General features: G+C 34.5%; 18 protein-coding genes. 3 read left to right on the top strand and 15 right to left on the bottom strand.

The features are described 5' to 3' along the window. Positions 1-271: 271 nt before the first annotated feature. The 7 genes from KQI85_RS02810 to KQI85_RS02780 form a co-directional block, all read right to left on the bottom strand. Complete coding sequence (locus KQI85_RS02810) at positions 272-628, bottom strand: rod-binding protein (RefSeq protein WP_216574581.1); 357 nt, start codon at positions 626-628, stop codon at positions 272-274. A gap of 141 nt (positions 629-769) precedes the next feature. Beyond that, positions 770-1,585, bottom strand: coding sequence for a flagellar basal-body rod protein FlgG (gene flgG / locus KQI85_RS02805; protein ID WP_216574580.1), 816 nt, complete (start codon positions 1,583-1,585; stop codon positions 770-772). Between the two features lie 32 nt (positions 1,586-1,617). Next, complete coding sequence (gene flgF / locus KQI85_RS02800) at positions 1,618-2,394, bottom strand: flagellar basal-body rod protein FlgF (RefSeq protein ID WP_216574579.1); 777 nt, start codon at positions 2,392-2,394, stop codon at positions 1,618-1,620. 11 nt (positions 2,395-2,405) lie between these two features. Next, positions 2,406-3,401 carry a rod shape-determining protein gene (locus KQI85_RS02795; RefSeq protein WP_216574578.1) on the bottom strand — a complete coding sequence of 332 codons (996 nt, stop codon included), beginning with the start codon at positions 3,399-3,401 and terminating at the stop codon, positions 2,406-2,408. Between the two features lie 455 nt (positions 3,402-3,856). Beyond that, the gene (gene spoIIID, locus KQI85_RS02790) at positions 3,857-4,117 is read right to left on the bottom strand and encodes a sporulation transcriptional regulator SpoIIID (RefSeq protein WP_216574577.1); all 261 of its coding nucleotides are present in this window, start codon (positions 4,115-4,117) and stop codon (positions 3,857-3,859) included. A gap of 148 nt (positions 4,118-4,265) precedes the next feature. After that, complete coding sequence (locus KQI85_RS02785) at positions 4,266-4,574, bottom strand: DUF2442 domain-containing protein (protein ID WP_216574576.1); 309 nt, start codon at positions 4,572-4,574, stop codon at positions 4,266-4,268. Positions 4,575-4,588: 14 nt separating this feature from the next. Beyond that, the gene (locus tag KQI85_RS02780) at positions 4,589-4,852 is read right to left on the bottom strand and encodes a DUF4160 domain-containing protein (protein ID WP_216574575.1); all 264 of its coding nucleotides are present in this window, start codon (positions 4,850-4,852) and stop codon (positions 4,589-4,591) included. Between the two features lie 248 nt (positions 4,853-5,100). On the opposite strand from KQI85_RS02780, the gene trkA reads away from it, so the two are divergent. Further along, positions 5,101-6,489, top strand: coding sequence for a Trk system potassium transporter TrkA (trkA, locus tag KQI85_RS02775; RefSeq protein WP_216574574.1), 1,389 nt, complete (start codon positions 5,101-5,103; stop codon positions 6,487-6,489). Between the two features lie 16 nt (positions 6,490-6,505). Continuing rightward, the gene (locus KQI85_RS02770; protein WP_216574573.1) at positions 6,506-7,963 is read left to right on the top strand and encodes a TrkH family potassium uptake protein; all 1,458 of its coding nucleotides are present in this window, start codon (positions 6,506-6,508) and stop codon (positions 7,961-7,963) included. A gap of 71 nt (positions 7,964-8,034) precedes the next feature. Here KQI85_RS02770 and KQI85_RS02765 read toward each other — a convergent pair whose 3' ends face one another. The 5 genes from KQI85_RS02765 to pth all read right to left on the bottom strand — a co-directional run bounded on the left by KQI85_RS02765 (position 8,035) and on the right by pth (position 15,010). Further along, positions 8,035-8,460 carry a hypothetical protein gene (locus KQI85_RS02765; protein ID WP_216574572.1) on the bottom strand — a complete coding sequence of 142 codons (426 nt, stop codon included), beginning with the start codon at positions 8,458-8,460 and terminating at the stop codon, positions 8,035-8,037. Between the two features lie 169 nt (positions 8,461-8,629). After that, positions 8,630-9,574: a magnesium transporter CorA family protein gene (locus KQI85_RS02760; RefSeq protein ID WP_216574571.1), complete on the bottom strand. Its 945-nt coding sequence runs from the start codon at positions 9,572-9,574 to the stop codon at positions 8,630-8,632. Positions 9,575-9,642: 68 nt separating this feature from the next. After that, positions 9,643-10,746 (bottom strand): hypothetical protein, encoded by a 1,104-nt coding sequence (locus KQI85_RS02755; RefSeq protein ID WP_216574570.1) that lies wholly within the window; start codon positions 10,744-10,746, stop codon positions 9,643-9,645. Between the two features lie 60 nt (positions 10,747-10,806). Next, complete coding sequence (mfd, locus tag KQI85_RS02750; RefSeq protein WP_216574569.1) at positions 10,807-14,331, bottom strand: transcription-repair coupling factor; 3,525 nt, start codon at positions 14,329-14,331, stop codon at positions 10,807-10,809. 109 nt (positions 14,332-14,440) lie between these two features. Then, positions 14,441-15,010, bottom strand: a complete 570-nt coding sequence (gene pth, locus KQI85_RS02745; RefSeq protein WP_216574568.1) for an aminoacyl-tRNA hydrolase — start codon at positions 15,008-15,010, stop codon at positions 14,441-14,443. A 167-nt stretch (positions 15,011-15,177) separates the two neighbouring features. On the opposite strand from pth, the gene KQI85_RS02740 reads away from it, so the two are divergent. Further along, positions 15,178-15,456 (top strand): DUF2442 domain-containing protein, encoded by a 279-nt coding sequence (locus tag KQI85_RS02740; protein ID WP_216574567.1) that lies wholly within the window; start codon positions 15,178-15,180, stop codon positions 15,454-15,456. 167 nt (positions 15,457-15,623) lie between these two features. On the opposite strand, the gene spoVG is transcribed toward KQI85_RS02740, so the two are convergent. The 3 genes from spoVG to KQI85_RS02725 all read right to left on the bottom strand — a co-directional run bounded on the left by spoVG (position 15,624) and on the right by KQI85_RS02725 (position 18,392). After that, the gene (gene spoVG, locus KQI85_RS02735) at positions 15,624-15,911 is read right to left on the bottom strand and encodes a septation regulator SpoVG (protein WP_216574566.1); all 288 of its coding nucleotides are present in this window, start codon (positions 15,909-15,911) and stop codon (positions 15,624-15,626) included. 88 nt (positions 15,912-15,999) lie between these two features. Then, complete coding sequence (gene glgD / locus KQI85_RS02730; protein ID WP_216574565.1) at positions 16,000-17,121, bottom strand: glucose-1-phosphate adenylyltransferase subunit GlgD; 1,122 nt, start codon at positions 17,119-17,121, stop codon at positions 16,000-16,002. Beyond that, positions 17,121-18,392 carry a glucose-1-phosphate adenylyltransferase gene (locus KQI85_RS02725; protein WP_371820522.1) on the bottom strand — a complete coding sequence of 424 codons (1,272 nt, stop codon included), beginning with the start codon at positions 18,390-18,392 and terminating at the stop codon, positions 17,121-17,123. The genes glgD and KQI85_RS02725 overlap by 1 nt, the downstream gene beginning before the upstream one ends. Positions 18,393-18,877: the final 485 nt, after the last annotated feature.

Below are 18,877 nucleotides of genomic sequence, written 5' to 3'. Positions count from 1 at the left end.
AAAATTGCCGTTTTGTATGTACAAAGTGCAATCCTATTCTTGTCTTATTATATTGTTGTGCTTTCGTACAGGTCTCATAATTTTAATATTATTATATTGAATGTTTTTTATGGAATTGTCAATAGGATTTGATGTTTTAGAAATATGCAAACTTGTAATAGTATAACAGTATTGGGGGGATTTGTAAATAAAGAATTTTTACTCGTCATATACCAAAAACTTCCCTGACAAATCTATGCGTTTTGTCAGGGAAGTTTTTTACAACTAATTTTTAAATGTCATAATTACGCTTCATCTGTTCATAAAGCATCTTTGCAATTCCAATGCCTTCGCCTTCTGTTGCTCGCTCAGCAATCTCCTGATAAAATGTATCTCCGAAATAGTCCATCACATTCACACCTGATGTCTTGGAATCTTCATTCTTATCAACAGTTGCTTCCATTGCCTTAAATACCTGTTCAAGGAAATATGCTTCAAAATCTTTGCAGGCATCCATAAGTTCCTCTTCGGTTGCATTAGAATAATCTTTATTTGCGACTTCTTCTGTCTTTGATGATGATGCACTGCCTGTACCATATATATCAGCATACGCAGATGTTATATTTCCACTACCGATTGATATGCTCATGCTTTTCACTCCTATCTATTATAATTAAAATATCAAGATAACGCAGCCTGACAATTTTACTATATTAAGAGCTGTGATTTTTGCAATAATATAGTAAAATTGTCTGGCGTATTTTTTATGAAAATCTTCTAATTACATATTCTATCTCTTAAGGTTATTCGCCTGTGAGAGCATATCGTCTGATGTTGTGATTGCTTTTGAGTTCATCTCGTATGCTCGCTGTGCTACAATAAGATTAACCATCTCGTCTACTACGTCTACATTAGATGCTTCAAGATATCCCTGACGAAGTTCACTTTTCTTAAGGTCTGTATTCTCGCTCTCGTTAAGTGGTTCGCCTGATGCATCTGATTCCATATATAGACTTGAGCCTACTTTATTAAGTCCTGATGCATTAGTAAACTGCACAAGTCCGATTGTTACACCTATTGGCTGTGGATTATTACTTGCATCTGGATAGCATATCTGTCCATTAGTATCTATTGTTAACTTATTCGCTACATAATCGCTTGAGAATTCGATTGGTGCACCTGTGTCGTCAAGTACCGGATATCCTTCTGATGTACAGAGCATAAATCCGTCATTAGTTACACCAAGTTTGAAATCACCATTTCTTGTATAGCATGTCTCTCCATTCGCATTCTGTACGCAGAAGAAACCATCGCCACTTATTCCTACACCAAGTGTATTACTTGTTGCATTAAGTGCTCCCTGTGTGAAATGTGATGTTATTGAACTGTTTCTGACACCAAGACCAACCTGTGCGCCAACTGGCTTATTCTCGCCATTAGCTGATGTTGTCTTAGTCTGTATTGTCTGATATAAAAGAGTCTTAAATTCTGCTGTTTCTTTTTTATAACCTGTTGTATTAACATTAGAAAGGTTATTAGCTATTGTATCTACATTTAACTGCTGTGTTGTCATTCCTGACGCTGCAGTCCATAATGAACGCATCATATACTATTCCTCCTCACTGATAATAGTTATCTCTATTTAACACTTCCAAGCTGAACTGTCTTTGCAAGTGAATCATCTATCGCATTGACAAGCTTCTGGTTAGCTTCAAATGTTCTTGATATAGTTATCATGTCTACCATCTCGGATACTACATTTACATTAGACATCTCAAGATAGCCCTGTACTACAGTTGGTTTATCGTCAGAAATCTGATATCCTTCAACTGTATCATACATATTTTCACCATATTTTGTGAGGTAGTTCTTATCTTCAAAATCAACAAGTGAGAGTGTATCTACATATTCTCCATCTGCATAGATATCTCCAAGTTCGTTGACTGTTATCTCTGATGCGTTAGTTGGAATTATTATCTCGCTTCCTCCATCATTAAGCACGAAGTCACCATCTTTAGTTACAAGATTGCCTTCTTTAGTCATTGTAAATGAACCATCTCTTGTATACTTAGTTGATGTAACTCCGTCTTTTGATGTAAAAGAGATCGCAAAAAACCCTTCACCGCTTAATGCCAAGTCAAGGGTATTGCCTGTATTCTTAAATGAGCCCTGGTCATAGTTCGTATAAGTCTCGCCTATCTTTGCTCCAAGTGTAAGATTACCTATGTTACGATTAACATATGCTTCAGATGAATCTTTTACTTTTGTTGCCATTACTTCATCAAAAGACTGTGTCGTACAGCCTTCTTTCTTATATCCTGTAGTCGCTGAATTAGCTAAATTATTACTTACAACGTCTAAACGTTTCTGCTGGTTAACTAAACCAGTATAAGCGGTATACAAACCTCTAACCATTGAGACTCCTCCTATTCGTCTTTATGGTTGCCGCTTAAGAATTCAACGTATTTACCAGTTCCTATTGCTACTGCTGTCATAGGATCTTCGGCTGTCATAGTGTTAATGCCTGTCTTTTCTTCTATTAATTCTTCAAGACCCTGAAGTAAGCTTCCGCCACCTGTAAGAACGATACCTCTGTCTGCAATATCTGCTGCAAGTTCTGGTGGTGTCTTCTCTAATACACTGTGTACAGCTTCAACTATCTGTGAAGTTGTCTCTTTTAAAGCTTCTTCTGTCTCTTCTGAAGTAACTGTTACTGTCTTAGGAAGTCCTGTTACAAGATTTCTTCCTCTTACATCAAGTGTTGCTACTTCCGGTCTCTTATAAGCTGAACCAATCTTAATCTTGATGTCTTCAGCTGTTCTCTCACCGATTAACAGATTATGTTTCTTACGCATATAACGTACTATTGCTTCGTCAAAATCATCTCCGGCAATCTTAATTGATGTACTTACTACCGGTCCTCCAAGTGATATAACTGCTATATCTGAAGTACCGCCTCCGATATCTACTATCATATTACCGCATGGTCTTGTGATGTCTATTCCTGCACCAATTGCTGCTGCGATAGGTTCTTCTATAATCTCAACCTTTCTTGCACCGGCATTAAGTGTTGCATCTTCTACTGCCTTTTTCTCAACTTCTGTAACACCACTAGGTACACATACGCTTATGACAGGTTTCTTAAATGTCTTTTTACCAACTGCTTTTCTTATAAAGTACTGTAACATAACTTCTGTGACTCTGTAATCTGAGATAACACCCTGTCTTAATGGTCTTACTGCCACAATATTACCAGGTGTTCTTCCTAACATTAATCTTGCTTCTTCACCAATTGCTTTTATATCATTAGTATCTCTATCAAAAGCCACTACTGATGGCTCTTTTAATACTACTCCTTTTCCTTTTACATATACAAGTATACTGGCTGTTCCTAAATCAATTCCTATATCTGTTGTTAACATATTTATCCCCTTTCAAGTTAAAGATATATATTCTAAGGTTATTATTGTCGTCTTTTTACAACGCAAAACATATAGTGCTTATGCTTTCTTATTTAAAGTCCGGTTTTTTCGCACCTATACCCCATTATATACAAAGATCAACCATTTTAAAAGGACTTTTTTGCGGAATTAAAAAAAATTTAAGGTTTTGCAATTTTTTTTATTTTTTTTCATACATTCGTCACATTTGTGTTTTACAATACACTTGTGTTACACGGTAGGTGTAACTTCACATTTTGTGTTACATAGTACTGTAACGCTAACATTTTCATAACTCATGGCCGGTAATTATATATTGCCGGCCATCTCCCCTTTTATGGGAACTTTTCGGAATTATTCTTTGCTATTTTTATGCAGATCATCATTTAATCATCTACATGCTTTCATCCTATTATCGGTCTAAATTCATCTTTATATTATGCCTGTGTATGCATATGTGCGTATTTTTCTCTTGTAGCTATTCCGCCTCTTATATGGCGTTCTGATTTGTTAAGGTCTAGTACTTTTCTCGCACCCGCTGCAAGTGATGGATTTATTCTTGCGAGTCGTTCGGTACAGTCCTTATGTACAGTTGACTTTGACACTCCAAATCTCTTGGCTGTCTGTCTTACTGTCGCTTTTGAACTTATAATATATTCGCCGATTTCTATTGCCCGTTCTTCAATATAGTCTTTCAAAGCGGACTCCTTTTTTGCTTTTTTACAATCTATGCCGGGGGTGGGGCATGTATGCAATTAATATTTGCTAACACTTTTATAATTGAAAAAGTTCGTAATATTCATATTCACGAAATATTACGAACTTTTCAATTATAAAATACTATTTTTATCCAATTGCGATATATGCATTTCTGGATGTATATGGATAGCTATCTGCATACATAGTTTCTGGTGCAATATCAATATCACCATTCATCCATGTCATAACACCATGAAAAATTGTAAAATCTGCTAATGTTTTTTCATTTTTTAAAGGTTCAAATGCAGAACCTTTCAATAATGTAGTATCAAATAGTCTTTGTTCTCCTGTAGAAAATGTAATTAAAAGTATACCTCCTCTAAGCACAGTAGCATCTTTTACTCTAATATCCGGCACTACTTCTCCTGCATAACACACATCATCAATAACATACATATCAGTATACCTCCTTACATAGGCGCTATTTTTTCAAAATGTTCTCCTCTAACAGCTAAGTTCCACGCTTTATATGCTTCTTCTTCATGAAATGCTAACCAGCCTACTACCATTTTTAACTGTTTCTTTGGAAGAGCGCCTGCCAATAATTCTCCATCTATTCCAATTGCAGCCTCATAGTCCCCATAGTACACATGTACATGTGGCTTATTATGTTGTTTTGTGTCCATAAATAACATATAAATAACCATTCCACCAAATCTGCTAAGTTCCGGCATTGTATCACTCCTTTTTTTCTATATTCATTGTACCACATGATATATTATTTCAAAAGACCAATAAAATAATTTTCCCCACATTCACCAGATATTTGCCAAAAACGTTGTTTCTATACTATAATATTACTGATTTAAGCATAGTATTTTTATGTATATTGTACAATGCTTTTTTTTCATTTAGATGTTATATTCAAGGTTATATTATATTTGCCTTTTTAGGCATTATTTTTTTTAGGAGGATTATCAAGATGTTTGAACATAAAGCAAACGACAAAACGGGACTTCGTATTATTATCGTTGGCTGTGGAAAGGTTGGACGTACGCTTACCGAACAACTTAGCAAAGAAGGACATGACATAACTATCATTGATACTAACGCAGTAAGAGTACAAGAGACTACTAATCTGCATGATGTTATGGGAATTATTGGCAACGGTGCAAGTTATAGTGTTCAGATGGAGGCTGGAATTGAAGATACAGATCTTATTATAGCTGTTACTAACTCTGATGAACTTAATCTTCTATGTTGTACAATCGCAACACAAGTTGGTAACTGTGCTGCAATCGCAAGGGTAAGAAACCCTGATTATAGCAAGGAAGTAAGTTATCTTCGTGAGAAACTTGGTCTTGCAATGATTATTAATCCTGAACTTGAAGCTGCCAAAGAGACTGCAAGAATGTTATATCTGCCAACAGCTCTTGAGATTAATACATTTGCTCATGGTGAGGCTGAACTTATCAAGTTCAAAGTACCTGCCCACAATATACTTGACGGAATTACAGTTGCTAATCTAAGTCAGAATATTTTCTCTAACTTACTTGTATGTGCAGTTGAGCGAGAGAATAATGTATATATACCTTCCGGTGATTTTAAGATTAATGCCGGTGATATTATCTCTTTTGTATCTCACAGAGAGAACGCAAGAAAGTTCCTTAACAAGATAGGTTTTAATACCAAACAGGTTAAACAGACTATGATTATCGGTGGCGGAAGAGCTGCTTATTATCTTGCAAAAGATCTTCTGTCTATGGGAATCTCTGTAAAGATTATTGAGCTTAATAAAGCCAGATGTGAAGAACTTAGCATTCTCCTGCCTGAAGCTATCATTATTAATGGAGATGGTACTGATGAAGCGCTTCTTAAGGAAGAAGGCATAAGTAATGCACAATCTTTTGTCGCTCTTACAGGTATTGATGAGGAGAATATTCTTCTTACTCTATATGCAAGACGTGTATCAACTGCAAAAGTTATTACTAAGATTAACCGTATTACTTTTAGAGAAGTTATCTCACAGCTTGATCTTGGAAGTGTTATCTATCCAAAATATATTACTTCCGAGACAATTCTTGGATATGTAAGAGCTAAGACTAATTCTAAGAATAGTAATATTGAAACACTTTATCATATGTTTGATCAGAATGTTGAAGCAATTGAATTCAGAATATCCGAAGATACTGAACTTAATGATATTCCACTTAAGGAGCTTAAGTTAAAGGATAATCTTCTTATCTCTTTCATTAACCGCAATGGCGATATCATAATTCCTTCTGGTCAGGATTGCATAAAGACTGGTGACACTGTAATGATATTTACAACTCATACAGGATTTAATGATATTCGTGACATTCTTGCGTAGTGGAGGCTTTATTAGTATGAATAAATCAATTATACGTTATGTCCTCGGACATATACTTATTATAGAGGGAGCACTTATGCTTCTTCCATGTCTTGTAGCATTGTTCTATCAGGAACGAAATGGTATATATTTTTTAATTGTAGCTGCTCTGTGTGAAGTTATAGGCTTTCTTATGTCTAGGAAGAAACCAAAAAGCTACCTTATATATACCAAAGAAGGCTGTGTTACAACTGCTCTTAGCTGGATTCTTCTAAGTATGTTTGGTGCTATTCCTTTCGTACTTACAGGTGAGATTCCTTCTTATACAGATGCTTTATTTGAGACTATATCAGGTTTTACAACTACTGGTGCAAGTATTCTATCTGATGTTGAGAGTCTTAGTCACTGTTCTATCTTCTGGCGAAGTTTCACTCACTGGATTGGTGGTATGGGTGTATTAGTATTCTTACTTGCAATTGTTCCATTAAGTGGTGGCTCTAACATCAACCTTATGAAAGCAGAAAGCCCCGGACCTACTGTTGGTAAGCTTGTTCCAAAAGTAAGATATACAGCAAGAATTCTATATATTATATATTTTAGTCTTACTTTGATTCAGATAGCTCTTTTATTATTTGGCGGAATGAACCTATTTGATTCTGTTACAATAAGTTTTGGTACTGCCGGAACCGGTGGATTTAGTATAAAAAATGATGGAATGGCAAACTATTCTCTCTATATCAAATGGGTAGTTACTATATTTATGACACTTTTTGGAGTATCATTCAATGCTTATTACATATTGCTTTTTAGTCGTGATAAAAAGGCTTTTTTAATTGATGAAGTTAAATGGTATTTTATAATAATTCTTACTGCTACTGCTATTATTACAATAAGAATTATTGGAATATCAAAAAGTTTTGGTACTGCACTTACTGATTCTGCATTCCAGGTTTCTTCAATTATAACTACTACCGGTTTTTCAACTACTGATTTTGACTTATGGGATGAGACTAGTAAAGCTATCCTTGTTCTTCTTATGTTCATAGGCGCATGTTCAGGAAGTACCGGCGGTGGTATTAAAGTTTCCAGATTTGTTGTAACCATCAAGACTATATTCAAAGAGATTACATCTTTTATTCATCCAAGATGTGTTAAGAAGATTAAGATGGATGGTAAACCTGTTGAACATGAGACTATCCGTTCAATCAATGTATACTTTATAACATTTATAATGTTATTCGTAATATCAACATTACTTGTATCTCTTGAAGGGCACGGCTTTATAACAACCTTTACTTCAGTAACAACTTGTATAAACAATATAGGTCCCGGTCTTGGTAAAACCGGTCCTACCTGTAACTTTGGATTCCTGTCTCCGCTTACTAAGTATGTGCTTATGTTTGATATGCTTGCAGGAAGACTTGAATTATTCCCATTGTTACTATTATTCCATCCTGCACTTATAAAAGACTTCTTTACACGTGGCAAGCATTAAACTTACAAACGCCCCCTATCCTTGTGATTCAGGGGGCGTTGTACATATTTGTATTATATATTATTCATGGATTACTCTGTGAATATAACATATTCTCCATTATAGTTGCCCCACCATGTGCTTCTGGTGTTGCCGACAAGGTAGATTGTTGAGAAGAGAGTTTCCATCTCATTTAGTCTGGTTACGATGTCTAAGAGTTCTTCTGTTAGTTCAAAGACTATATCAGTTTCCTTATCTTCCACCTGTTTTGATAATTCTTCTAAATATTCTTTCTCATCTTCATCGAGCATCTCATCGACTTTTGCTCTTGCTTCATCTTCAAGTTTGTAATAATAAAAGTCTATGTATCCTTGACTTCCCTGCTTTATCTCAGACATTATCATATTAACTGCTGCCTGACGATTCAGTTTTACTGTCTGATGTCTGTATCTTTCAAATCCTTCTCTAATATTAGCAAAATATATCGCACCACACGAGTGTAAATCTTCTGTAGTCATATTATAATTATTTTCCTTTCTTATATATCATAAGACAAGATAATTGCAAATTCTTAATTCTTATCTTATTTCTTTTTCTTAGCTTAATTCTTATTATGCATCTTAATTTTTATTTCTTATCAGTTCTTATAGATCTGATGATTGAAGATGTCTTTATACTGGTACATTCTTACCATATTCTTCTTTTTTTCATAAATATTAATGCAAGTATGCAGATACACATTATTAACAATGTAATTATTCCAAATCCCATATCTATATGTGCAAATGGCATTCCGCCTGTATCAACGTTCATTCCATATAATCCTGATATAACTGTAGGAATAGCCATTACTACTGTTATTATTGTAAGATATTTCATCGTATCATTAAGCTGATTATTAATAATTGTTGATATAAGATCACGACTTCCATGTATGATGTCTTTATATATGTTAGCCATCTCTACCGCCTGTGAGTTCTCGATAATTACATCTTCTAATAATTCCATATCTTCCTGATACTGCTTGATTCGGCTGTTACGAACCATCTTGTCAAGAACAACTCTGTTGGCATTAAGTGATGTCTCAAAATATACAAGGTTGGATTCTAGTTCATGAAGTTCGATTAAGTCTCCTTCATCTGTCTCTTTTTTTACTGCTTTTTCCTCAATTACAGTTCTTCTTCTATCTATATTACGAAGACATGACTGGTATTCAAGTGCCGCTCTGTATATTATCTGATAGATAAAACGCATCTTCTTCTTGACTGTAAAATCTCTAATTATCTTATTGGTAAATGCATGGATAACTGATGTCTCTTCTGCACATATTGTAATAACTGAGTTATCAAGAAGAATTATCTCAAGAGGAATTGTTGTATATGCTCTTTTCTCATTTCTCGTCTCATTAATAGGAACATCGACAAGTATAATTGTATAATTATCTTCAACTGATATTCGTGAGCTTTCCTCATCATCGAGTGCTGCAATAATATCGTCAAAATCAATTTTATAATAATTAGCTATCTTACAGCTCTCGTCCATAGTTGGCTGCTGCATATTGATCCATACGTCTTCTTTTAATTCATCTGTCTCCTTCAGATATCCGTCTTCCATGCTATATATTTTATACATTGCAGCACCGTCCTTTTCTATCTTATTATCTATAATGATAATGCTTATCATTAATCACATTTTATCTTCTAATCTTGTGTTACATTATCATCTGTATCAAATCCACCAAAGATATCTGTTATTGTCGGTTCTTCACCTTTACTTCTTAATTCGTCTTCTATCTGTTTTGATAAGATAAAGTCTAACTTAAGCCCCTCCCATAAATCTTTGCTTATATTTTTGTCTGCTTCCTGCTCCCACTGTGCAAAAATATTCTTAAATTCATTTGTCTGCTTGTCTTTTAACATTGATTCAACTTTTGATGCGATTGCGTCTGAATCATTCTCATTCTCACAATATATCATATATACTGTTGAATCTGTCTGTGCTATTCCCATCTCTCCGGTCTTAAGTTCCATAGCTGTCTGTTTGACTGCATTGTCAGAACCATCTGTGCTTATGCTCGCACTTTTTGCTGAGTATCCATAACTTGCTGCTGCATCTTCAACGCTTGCACCTTCTGTTACTTTCTTTTTGATTGATTCTGCTATATTCTTGGCATCTTGCACGCTTATAGGTGTCTGACCATCTGTAAGGCTGATGTCAACATATTTAATATTAATCTGGCGAAGTGCTGCTTCTTCTCCTTCAAGCACTACACCGTCACATACTTTTTGGTATACCTTATCAATTATTGCATTCTCTGTATATATCTGATTCATAACAGCTCCCGACGCACTGCTTGCATTAACAAATGCTGTTGATGTACTATTCATAAAACTTTCTGCTTTTCTTGCTATGTCATCTTCTTCTTCAACACTAAGTGATATTCCATATTCGTCTGCATGTGCAAGTATAATCTTAGTCTGAACAATAAGTGACATTGCTTCGTCCTTAACTGTCTCGCCAAGTGTCTTGCCTGTAGATTCAATAACAGTCTCCCATAGATCATTGTCAAGTTCTTCTCCAAGATCTTCTCTATATAACTGTTCATATCTTAACTGTGTAACTCGAAGATATACTTTAGCTTCATCAAGATATACATTCTGTCCTGCTACTGTTCCTATGATTACTCTCTGATTCTCAACTGATGTTGTCGATTCTTCCTCTGTATCCTTTTTAGCACATGCCATCATTGCAAATGTCATAATAAAACAGAGTAAAACCGCTATTAATTTTCTAGCCTTTTTCATTTTTCCTCCTAATAGTAATGCCTCATTTTTTATAAAGGCATTGTATACTTCTTACATCTTTTATTTAATGCGCAGTGAGCATATATCTGTAAGAACTCTTTTTACTGTATCCATATATGTGTCATTATCTTTAACATCTTCTTTTTTAAACTTATATACAAATACCGGTTCTTCACCTGGGATTACTCTCAGGTTCCTGCCATAGTTATTAACTAATGTCGAGATAAGTTCTGTATTAACTTTGGCTTTCTTATACATCTTAAGAGTAAGCTCTGCCCTGTTACCCTTAACATCTTCTATATAGCCTTCATGCGCCATAGACTTAAGAAATGCAACATTAATAAGGTTAACCGCTGAACGTGGCGGCTCGCCAAAACGATCTATAAGCTCATCCTGTATATCCATCAATTCTTCTTCTGTTGTAATAGCAGCAATACGCTTATATACATCAAGTTTTTGCATCTCACTCTTGATATAGGTTGCTGGAATATATGCATCGACATCTATATCTATTGAAGTCTCATAATCTTCCTCTTCTTCTTTGCCTTTGGCTGCATTAACCGCCTCGTTAAGCATCTTACAGTATAGATCATATCCTACTGCTTCCATATGTCCATGCTGCTCGGCACCAAGAAGATTACCAGCACCTCGTATCTCAAGGTCTTTCATAGCTATTTTAAATCCTGAACCGAGTTCTGTAAACTCCCTTATTGCATGAAGTCGCTTTTCTGCCACTTCTTTTAGCATCTTATTGCGTCTGTACATCAAAAAAGCATACGAAGTCCTGTTAGATCTTCCAACACGTCCACGAAGCTGATATAACTGTGATAGTCCTAATTGGTCTGCATCATGGATAATCATTGTATTAACGTTAGATATGTCTAATCCTGTCTCTATAATAGTTGTTGCAACAAGAACATCTATATCTCCATTAATAAAATCATACATAATCTTCTCAACTTCTCTTTCACTCATCTGTCCATGAATGAATGATACTGTTGCTTCCGGAACAAGTTTTGCAACTCTTGTTGTCACTTCATCTATATCATTGACTCTATTATATACATAATATACCTGTCCACCTCTTGCAAGTTCTCTATTAATAGCTTCTCTTACCATCTCTTCATTATATTCTGTGACAAATGTCTGTATAGGAAGTCTGTCAATAGGTGGTTCTTCTAAAACACTCATATCTCTTATTCCAATAAGGCTCATGTGAAGTGTTCTTGGAATAGGTGTTGCTGTAAGTGTAAGAACATCTATATTCTCTTTCATCTGTTTTATCTTCTCTTTGTGTGCAACACCAAAACGTTGTTCCTCATCTATTATTAGCAGTCCAAGATCTTTAAACTTAACATCTTTTGACAATATTCTATGTGTTCCTATTACAATATCTACCATACCTTTTTTGAGTTCTTCAATGGTCTTCTTATTCTGTGCCGGTGTTCTGAATCTGCATAATAGTTCTACTTTTACCGGATAATCTTTCATTCTCTGTTCAAAGTTTGTAAAATGCTGTTTGGCAAGAATCGTTGTCGGAACAAGATATACTACCTGTTTGCCTTCCTGTACTGCCTTAAATGCCGCTCTTATTGCAATCTCTGTCTTACCATAGCCTACGTCACCACAGATAAGTCTATCCATAACTTTATGGCTTTCCATATCTTTTTTGGTAGCTTCTATGGCAAGAAGCTGATCTTGTGTCTCTTCATAAGGAAACATCTCTTCAAATTCTGTCTGCCATACTGTATCCGGTCCATACATATATCCTTCTGTATTCTGTCTTTTTGCATATAGTTCGACAAGTTCTTTCGCTATCTCTTTGACTGCACCTCTTACTTTTGTCTTTGTATTAATCCATTCCTTAGTACCAAGTTTGTTAAGTTTTGGCTTCTTTGCATCACTTCCTGCATATTTCATAATTACATCAAGACCTGTTGCCGGTACATACAGATTGCCACTTCCTGCATACTCAATCTTTATATAATCTTTGGTAACTTTATCTACTTCAACTTTCTCAATTCCTCTGTATATGCCAAGTCCATGATTTTCATGTACAACATAATCACCAATGTTAAGATCTGTAAAGCTCTGTATTTTTTTACCTTCATAGCGTGTCTTTTTTCGCTTTTTCTTCTCTTTTGCTCCAAATATATCGCTCTCTGTTATAATCGCAAACTTAATAGACGGATATTCAAAGCCTCGTCTTAAATTACCATAGTATACTCTTATCTCTCCGGGCTTAAGTTTCTCATCATACTTGTCGGAGTATACTGCATTAAGCCCGAATTCTCTTAAATCTCCTGCAAGTCTCTCTGCTCTTGTTCTTGAACCGGATAAAAGTGCAAGTTTATATTTTTCTTCTACATATTTCTTAAGATCTTTAACCAGAAGTTCAAAGCTGTTATTATATGAATTAATATTGCGAACATCTATGAAGCGTTCGTTCTTAACATGAATATAGTCAAGTTTTGGCGTAAATGTAGCAAATACGACTTCTTTTTTTGCTCCGGCAAGTCTTGCAAGAATCTCTTTTGAGTTGTATATCATATCTGATTGTCCGGGAAGTATATAACCTTTTTCAATCCTTCCAACCATACTCTCTCTGAATTCTTCCTGCGTATTCTCACATTTTTCTCTTACATTCTGTGGTTCATCTATTATAATAAGCGAATCTTTATAAAAATAATCAAGGAATGATACTGTGTCTTTATAAAAATATTGTATATATCCTTCTAGTGCCATTCCGCTCTCACATTCTTCAAGATTCTCTATAAATTCCTGAATAATTGTCTTTATTCTATGACTTTCTTCTAATCTGTCTTCTTTAAGAAGAGTCTTAGAGTAGCTCTCCATCTCTTTTTTTATCTTGGCTATTCCTGACTTAGTCTCCTTGTCTGTAAGTATTATCTCTCTTGCCGGATATATCTTAAGTTCGTCCATATTCTCAACTGAACGCTGACTGTCTATATCAAAACTCCTTATCGAATCTACAACAGTATCCCACAGTTCTATTCTTACTGGTGCATCCTGCGTAAGTGGATATATATCAATAATTCCACCTCTTATTGCAAACTGCCCTTTACCTTCTATCTGAAGTGTTCGTTCATATCCAAGCATTACAAGAGTATCTTTTAATTTATCAAGATCTATCTCTGCATCGTTCTCAATAGTTATAATATTCTCTTTAATCTTATCAGGTGGCAAAAGTCTGTCAAACAGTGCATCAACTGTCATAATCACAGTAATCTCATCATCTTCAAACAGATGTTTTATAACATCCATTCGTTCATTAATAATAAGATTACCATGTATATCTGCACTATAGAATATAAGATCCTTAGCCGGATAGTAATATACATTATCTGTAAAAAAAGAGTAATCCTGCAAAAGTTCTCTTGCTCTTATCTCACTGTAAGTTATTACAATCTTCTGCTTTGACAGATCGCCAAAACTACTCATAATATGTGCCTTTTCACAGTTAGTACATCCTGTAACAAGCACTGGTGTATTACCATTTGCTATATCTTTGCGGATATTATCATATTCATAAAGTTCCATTAATGGACTGTCCAAACTTTTCATCTCTTCGCCTCCTGTTAATATATTATTTAATTAATTGTAAAACCACGTTATCATTTTATTCATCAACATTAAAAATCATTTTGATTTGGATCATGCAATTAACTATTTATTATTTTTTTGAATTGTGGCGATTCATGGCATAGCTTACATCTTCGTTCATAATATCGACAAGTGCTTCTATTGCCTCATCAATTCCATCTTTCATTATAGTCTGTTCTTCCTTAGAAAAATGTCCAAGTACGTAATCTGCAAGGTCATAGTTCTTAGGCTTATCGCCTACTCCGACTCTTATTCTTGGGAATATATCTGTTCCTGTGCATGCAATTATATTCTTAATTCCGTTATGTCCTCCTGCACTTCCTTTAGGTCTTACTCTAAGTCTTCCAACATCAAGTGCGATGTCATCATATATTACTATAAGCTCGTCTTCAGGATTAATCTTATAGAAATCAACAAGTTCTCTTACGCTCTCACCACTTAAGTTCATGTATGTCTGTGGCTTTGCAAGTACAACTTTGTTGCCTTCAATAATTCCTTTTCCAATAAGTGCTTTATGTTTCTTAGTATCTACATATATATTATATTTATCAGCTATTGCATCTATTACTGCAAAGCCTATATTATGTCTTGTATTATCATATTCTTTGTCCGGATTACCGAGACCTACAACTATATACATCTTTAATCCTCCTAATGTATCTATCAGTTAATCGCAACAGATAATATTCTAGCACATATGTTTTATTATTACAACTTTAGCAGAAATATTGCCTTTTATATAAAATGTATATTATAATAATTATATAGATCAATCCATTAGTCTAAACTTACAAGGAGGATTTTACTATGTTTTATAAAGTAGTTCAGGTTATTCCTTATGAAGATTATACGGTATATGTATATTTTGAAGACGGTAAAATTGTATGTTATAATGCAAAAAATTTATTAGACAAAGAAGTTTTTAAACCATTAAAAGATATTAATCTATTTATGAATTCATGCACTATACTAAATGATACATTAGCATGGGATATATCAGGTAGTCGAGATGCTTCTAAATGCATAGATATTGATCCTGATATGTTACACAGTCTTGAGCATGTGGCAGAACGTTTTAGTGCCTAAGATTATACAAAAAAGTGGCTATTTTTACCACAATCTTAAATCTATACAAAAAAAGCGGCATAAAAACTGCTTTAACAATAAATCAGGAAACTGCAAAAAAGCCACACTAAAGCATATTAACTTTAGCGTGGCTTCCTGCACATTTTCTTAACGCATAATAATAATTATTATTCTTCAGAAACAGTTTCTGCATCTCCTTCGATAAGTGTTGTCTCATACTTATCAAGGATAATATTCTGAATTCTGTCTCTTGTCTCTGAGTTAATAGGATGAGCTATATCACGGTATTCACCGTCTGCTGCCTTACGGCTTGGCATTGCGATAAATAATCCTTTCTCACCTTCGATAACTTTGATGTCATGAACAACAAATTCATTATCGATAGTGATAGAAACAACAGCTTTCATTTTTCCATCCTTTGATACTTTTCTTACTCTTACGTCTGTAATTTGCATTTTAGCAAAACCCCTTCCTAGTCTGTATAATTGTTACATTAAATCTTGCCGTGGCTAACTTATGTATCGGAAGGTTTTGTTAAATGAATTAGAGTGTATATCGTTCATTTTTCTCTAAAACTACTTTTATCTCACCTTCTTCACCTACATACCTCATATTAGCCCTAATTGTATCTCTGCTTTCAACAATACAATTCTCAATATAGGTATTGTCACCTATATATACATCATTTAGAATAATTGAATTCTTAATAACACAATTATTACCAATATAAGCCTTCTTGAATATAACCGAATTCTCTACTGTACCATTAACGATACATCCACTCGATATAAGGCTGTTTTTAACCTCCGCTCCTTGATTATACTTCGCCGGCGGAAGATCTTCAACCTTTGAGAACACTTCTGGGTATTGGTTAAAGAAATAATCCCTTACCTCTCGTTTTAAGAAGTCCATATTTGTTCTATAGTATGCCTCAACACTTGAGATACTATTCCAGTAACTTTCCATCTTGTAGCCATATATTCTCTTAATGTTCTTATATCTTATAAGTATATCTTTTACAAAATCATGTCTGTCCTCTGATGCCGCTTTTTCAAGAAGCTCTATTAACTGTCTTCTTCTTATTATATATATACCTGTTGAAACTGTTGTCGCATCTGTCTCAACTGGTTTTTCTTCAAAGTCAGTAATTCTCATATCATCATTAAGTTTCAATGCACCAAATCTTGTCACATCATCTCCCTTAGGAAGATCTGTACATACAACTGTTATATCTGCTTTTTTCTCAATGTGGTATTCTAATACCTTACCATAATCAAGCTTATATACTCCATCCCCTGATGCAATTACAACATAAGGCTCATGGCTGCTCTTTAAAAAGCTTATGTTCTGATATATTGCATCTGCTGTTCCTCTATACCAATAGCTATTCTCAGAAGTTATTGTTGGTGTAAAAACATAAAGTCCACCCTGTTTTCTTCCGAAATCCCACCATTTTGATGAGCTTAAATGCTCATTAAGTGATTTTGCATTATACTGTGTTATTACTGCTACTTTCTTAATATGTGAGTTAGTCATATTACTGAGTGCAAAGTCAATACTTCTATAGCTTCCTGCTATTGGCATCGCTGAGATTGCTCTCTTAATTGACAACTCTTTCATGTTCTTATTATTACCGCCTGCTAAAACAATACCTATTGCTCTCATTATACTTCACCTGCCTTAATCAAACTCTTTCCACTCGCAAGAACTCCATTGTCATAGTCTTCAATTGTTGTCACACCTGTTATCGCTACATTCTTACCGATTGTAACTCCATCAGGTATAACTGCGCCTTCTCCGATTGTGGCAAGTCCAAATGAGTATATTTTTGGCTCTTTTTCATTAGGTACATCTTCACCTTCACCAATTATACAATTATCTCCAATAACTACATCTTCAGCAATTATTGCTTTATCAATCTTAGTATTCTTACCAATTACTGCGCCTTTCATAATAATTGAATCTTTTATAACTGCGCCTTCTTCAACAGTTACACCACAGCCAATTACTGAACTGTATACTTCACCATATATGTTAGAACCTTCGCCAATTATACATTTTTCTATCTTGGCAGTATCTGCAACATACTGTGGTGGAAGTGCATCACTCTTAGTATATATCTTCCAGTATTCTTCATATAGATTAAATACAGGAATTATATCAATAAGTTCCATATTAGCTTCCCAATATGAACCAAGTGTACCAACGTCTTTCCAATATGAATTATATTCATAAGCGAATAATCTCTTACCATTCTCATGGCAATAAGGAATTATATGCTTACCAAAATCACATCCCGGCTGATTTGATAATTTTAACAAAGCCTCTTTTAAGACTTTATAACTGAATATGTAGATACCCATTGAAGCTAAATTACTTCTTGGATGTTCCGGCTTCTCCTGGAAGTCTGTTATCTTATTCTTCTCGTCTGTAACAACGATACCGAATCTGCTTGCTTCTTCCATAGGTACAGGCATTGCTGCTATTGTTACATCAGCATTGTTAGCCTTATGGTAATCAAGCATCACTTCGTAATCCATCTTATAGATATGATCACCTGAAAGGATTAATACATAATCCGGATTATAAGAATCCATATATGCAAGGTTCTGATAGATCGCATTAGCAGTACCTGAATACCACTCACTGCTGTTACTCTTCTCATAAGGTGGAAGAACAGTAACACCACCAACGTTTCTATCAAGATCCCAAGGAATACCTATTCCTATATGCGCATTCAGTCTTAATGGCTGATATTGCGTTAAAACTCCGACTGTATCGATTCCTGAATTAATACAGTTGCTAAGTGGGAAATCAATGATTCTGTATTTGCCCCCAAATGCAACAGCAGGTTTGGCAACCTTTGCGGTTAATACACCTAATCTGCTTCCTTGACCACCAGCCAATAACATGGCTATCATTTCTTTCTTAATCACACGCTATCACCTCTGTAATGTTATTTTTGAGAACAATTTCTTTGTTAATTTGTAAAATTGTCTCTCTTTTTGTGAAAGTATCTCTCTTTTACGGAACTTTTACAGAAATACCTTCAGTTTGTCAAACGAAAGCGGGCTCTCATTTTCTAACTTACCTGTATTATAGCATATTTTTTTCTTTCATTAAAGTAATAATAAAAAATTATATACAGTTTTTTTCTATTGTATTAATATTTTTTTAGATTTAACCGATTGATATTTTTTTACCGCTTTGTTTTTTATTTTTAGCTTTATTACAGTTCTTTTTTCCTACTATTATCGTATGAATCCGTTACCATTTTTTATTTATCAGAAAATTTGTTCCTGTTTTGTATCATTTTTATATCATTTTTATAGTACTCTCGCTCATTCGTTAGGTCTTTTTTCCTATTCCTATGCATAAGTTAACTAACCACTTAACAGTTATTTACTCAATAATCGCATGA

It is taken from the genome of Falcatimonas sp. MSJ-15 (genome assembly GCF_018918265.1).
Taxonomy (GTDB): Bacteria; Bacillota; Clostridia; order Lachnospirales; family Lachnospiraceae; genus Falcatimonas.
Note: the sequence above shows the minus strand (reverse complement) of the source record. Positions and strands in the feature narration are given on the sequence as shown.

Coding starts and splice junctions, on each gene's coding strand:
- KQI85_RS02780 (WP_216574575.1), bottom strand. CDS start 4,852: ATGCCGGAACTTAGCAGATTTGGTGGAATGGTTATTTATATGTTATTT.
- flgG (WP_216574580.1), bottom strand. CDS start 1,585: ATGATGCGTTCATTATGGACTGCAGCGTCAGGAATGACAACACAGCAG.
- mfd (WP_216574569.1), bottom strand. CDS start 14,331: ATGAAAAGTTTGGACAGTCCATTAATGGAACTTTATGAATATGATAAT.
- KQI85_RS02760 (WP_216574571.1), bottom strand. CDS start 9,574: ATGTATAAAATATATAGCATGGAAGACGGATATCTGAAGGAGACAGAT.
- glgD (WP_216574565.1), bottom strand. CDS start 17,121: ATGAGAGCAATAGGTATTGTTTTAGCAGGCGGTAATAATAAGAACATG.
- pth (WP_216574568.1), bottom strand. CDS start 15,010: ATGTATATAGTTGTAGGTCTCGGTAATCCGGACAAAGAATATGATAAT.
- KQI85_RS02755 (WP_216574570.1), bottom strand. CDS start 10,746: ATGAAAAAGGCTAGAAAATTAATAGCGGTTTTACTCTGTTTTATTATG.
- KQI85_RS02785 (WP_216574576.1), bottom strand. CDS start 4,574: ATGTATGTTATTGATGATGTGTGTTATGCAGGAGAAGTAGTGCCGGAT.
- KQI85_RS02765 (WP_216574572.1), bottom strand. CDS start 8,460: ATGACTACAGAAGATTTACACTCGTGTGGTGCGATATATTTTGCTAAT.
- trkA (WP_216574574.1), top strand. CDS start 5,101: ATGTTTGAACATAAAGCAAACGACAAAACGGGACTTCGTATTATTATC.
- KQI85_RS02810 (WP_216574581.1), bottom strand. CDS start 628: ATGAGCATATCAATCGGTAGTGGAAATATAACATCTGCGTATGCTGAT.
- flgF (WP_216574579.1), bottom strand. CDS start 2,394: ATGGTTAGAGGTTTGTATACCGCTTATACTGGTTTAGTTAACCAGCAG.
- KQI85_RS02795 (WP_216574578.1), bottom strand. CDS start 3,401: ATGTTAACAACAGATATAGGAATTGATTTAGGAACAGCCAGTATACTT.
- KQI85_RS02740 (WP_216574567.1), top strand. CDS start 15,178: ATGTTTTATAAAGTAGTTCAGGTTATTCCTTATGAAGATTATACGGTA.
- spoVG (WP_216574566.1), bottom strand. CDS start 15,911: ATGCAAATTACAGACGTAAGAGTAAGAAAAGTATCAAAGGATGGAAAA.
- KQI85_RS02770 (WP_216574573.1), top strand. CDS start 6,506: ATGAATAAATCAATTATACGTTATGTCCTCGGACATATACTTATTATA.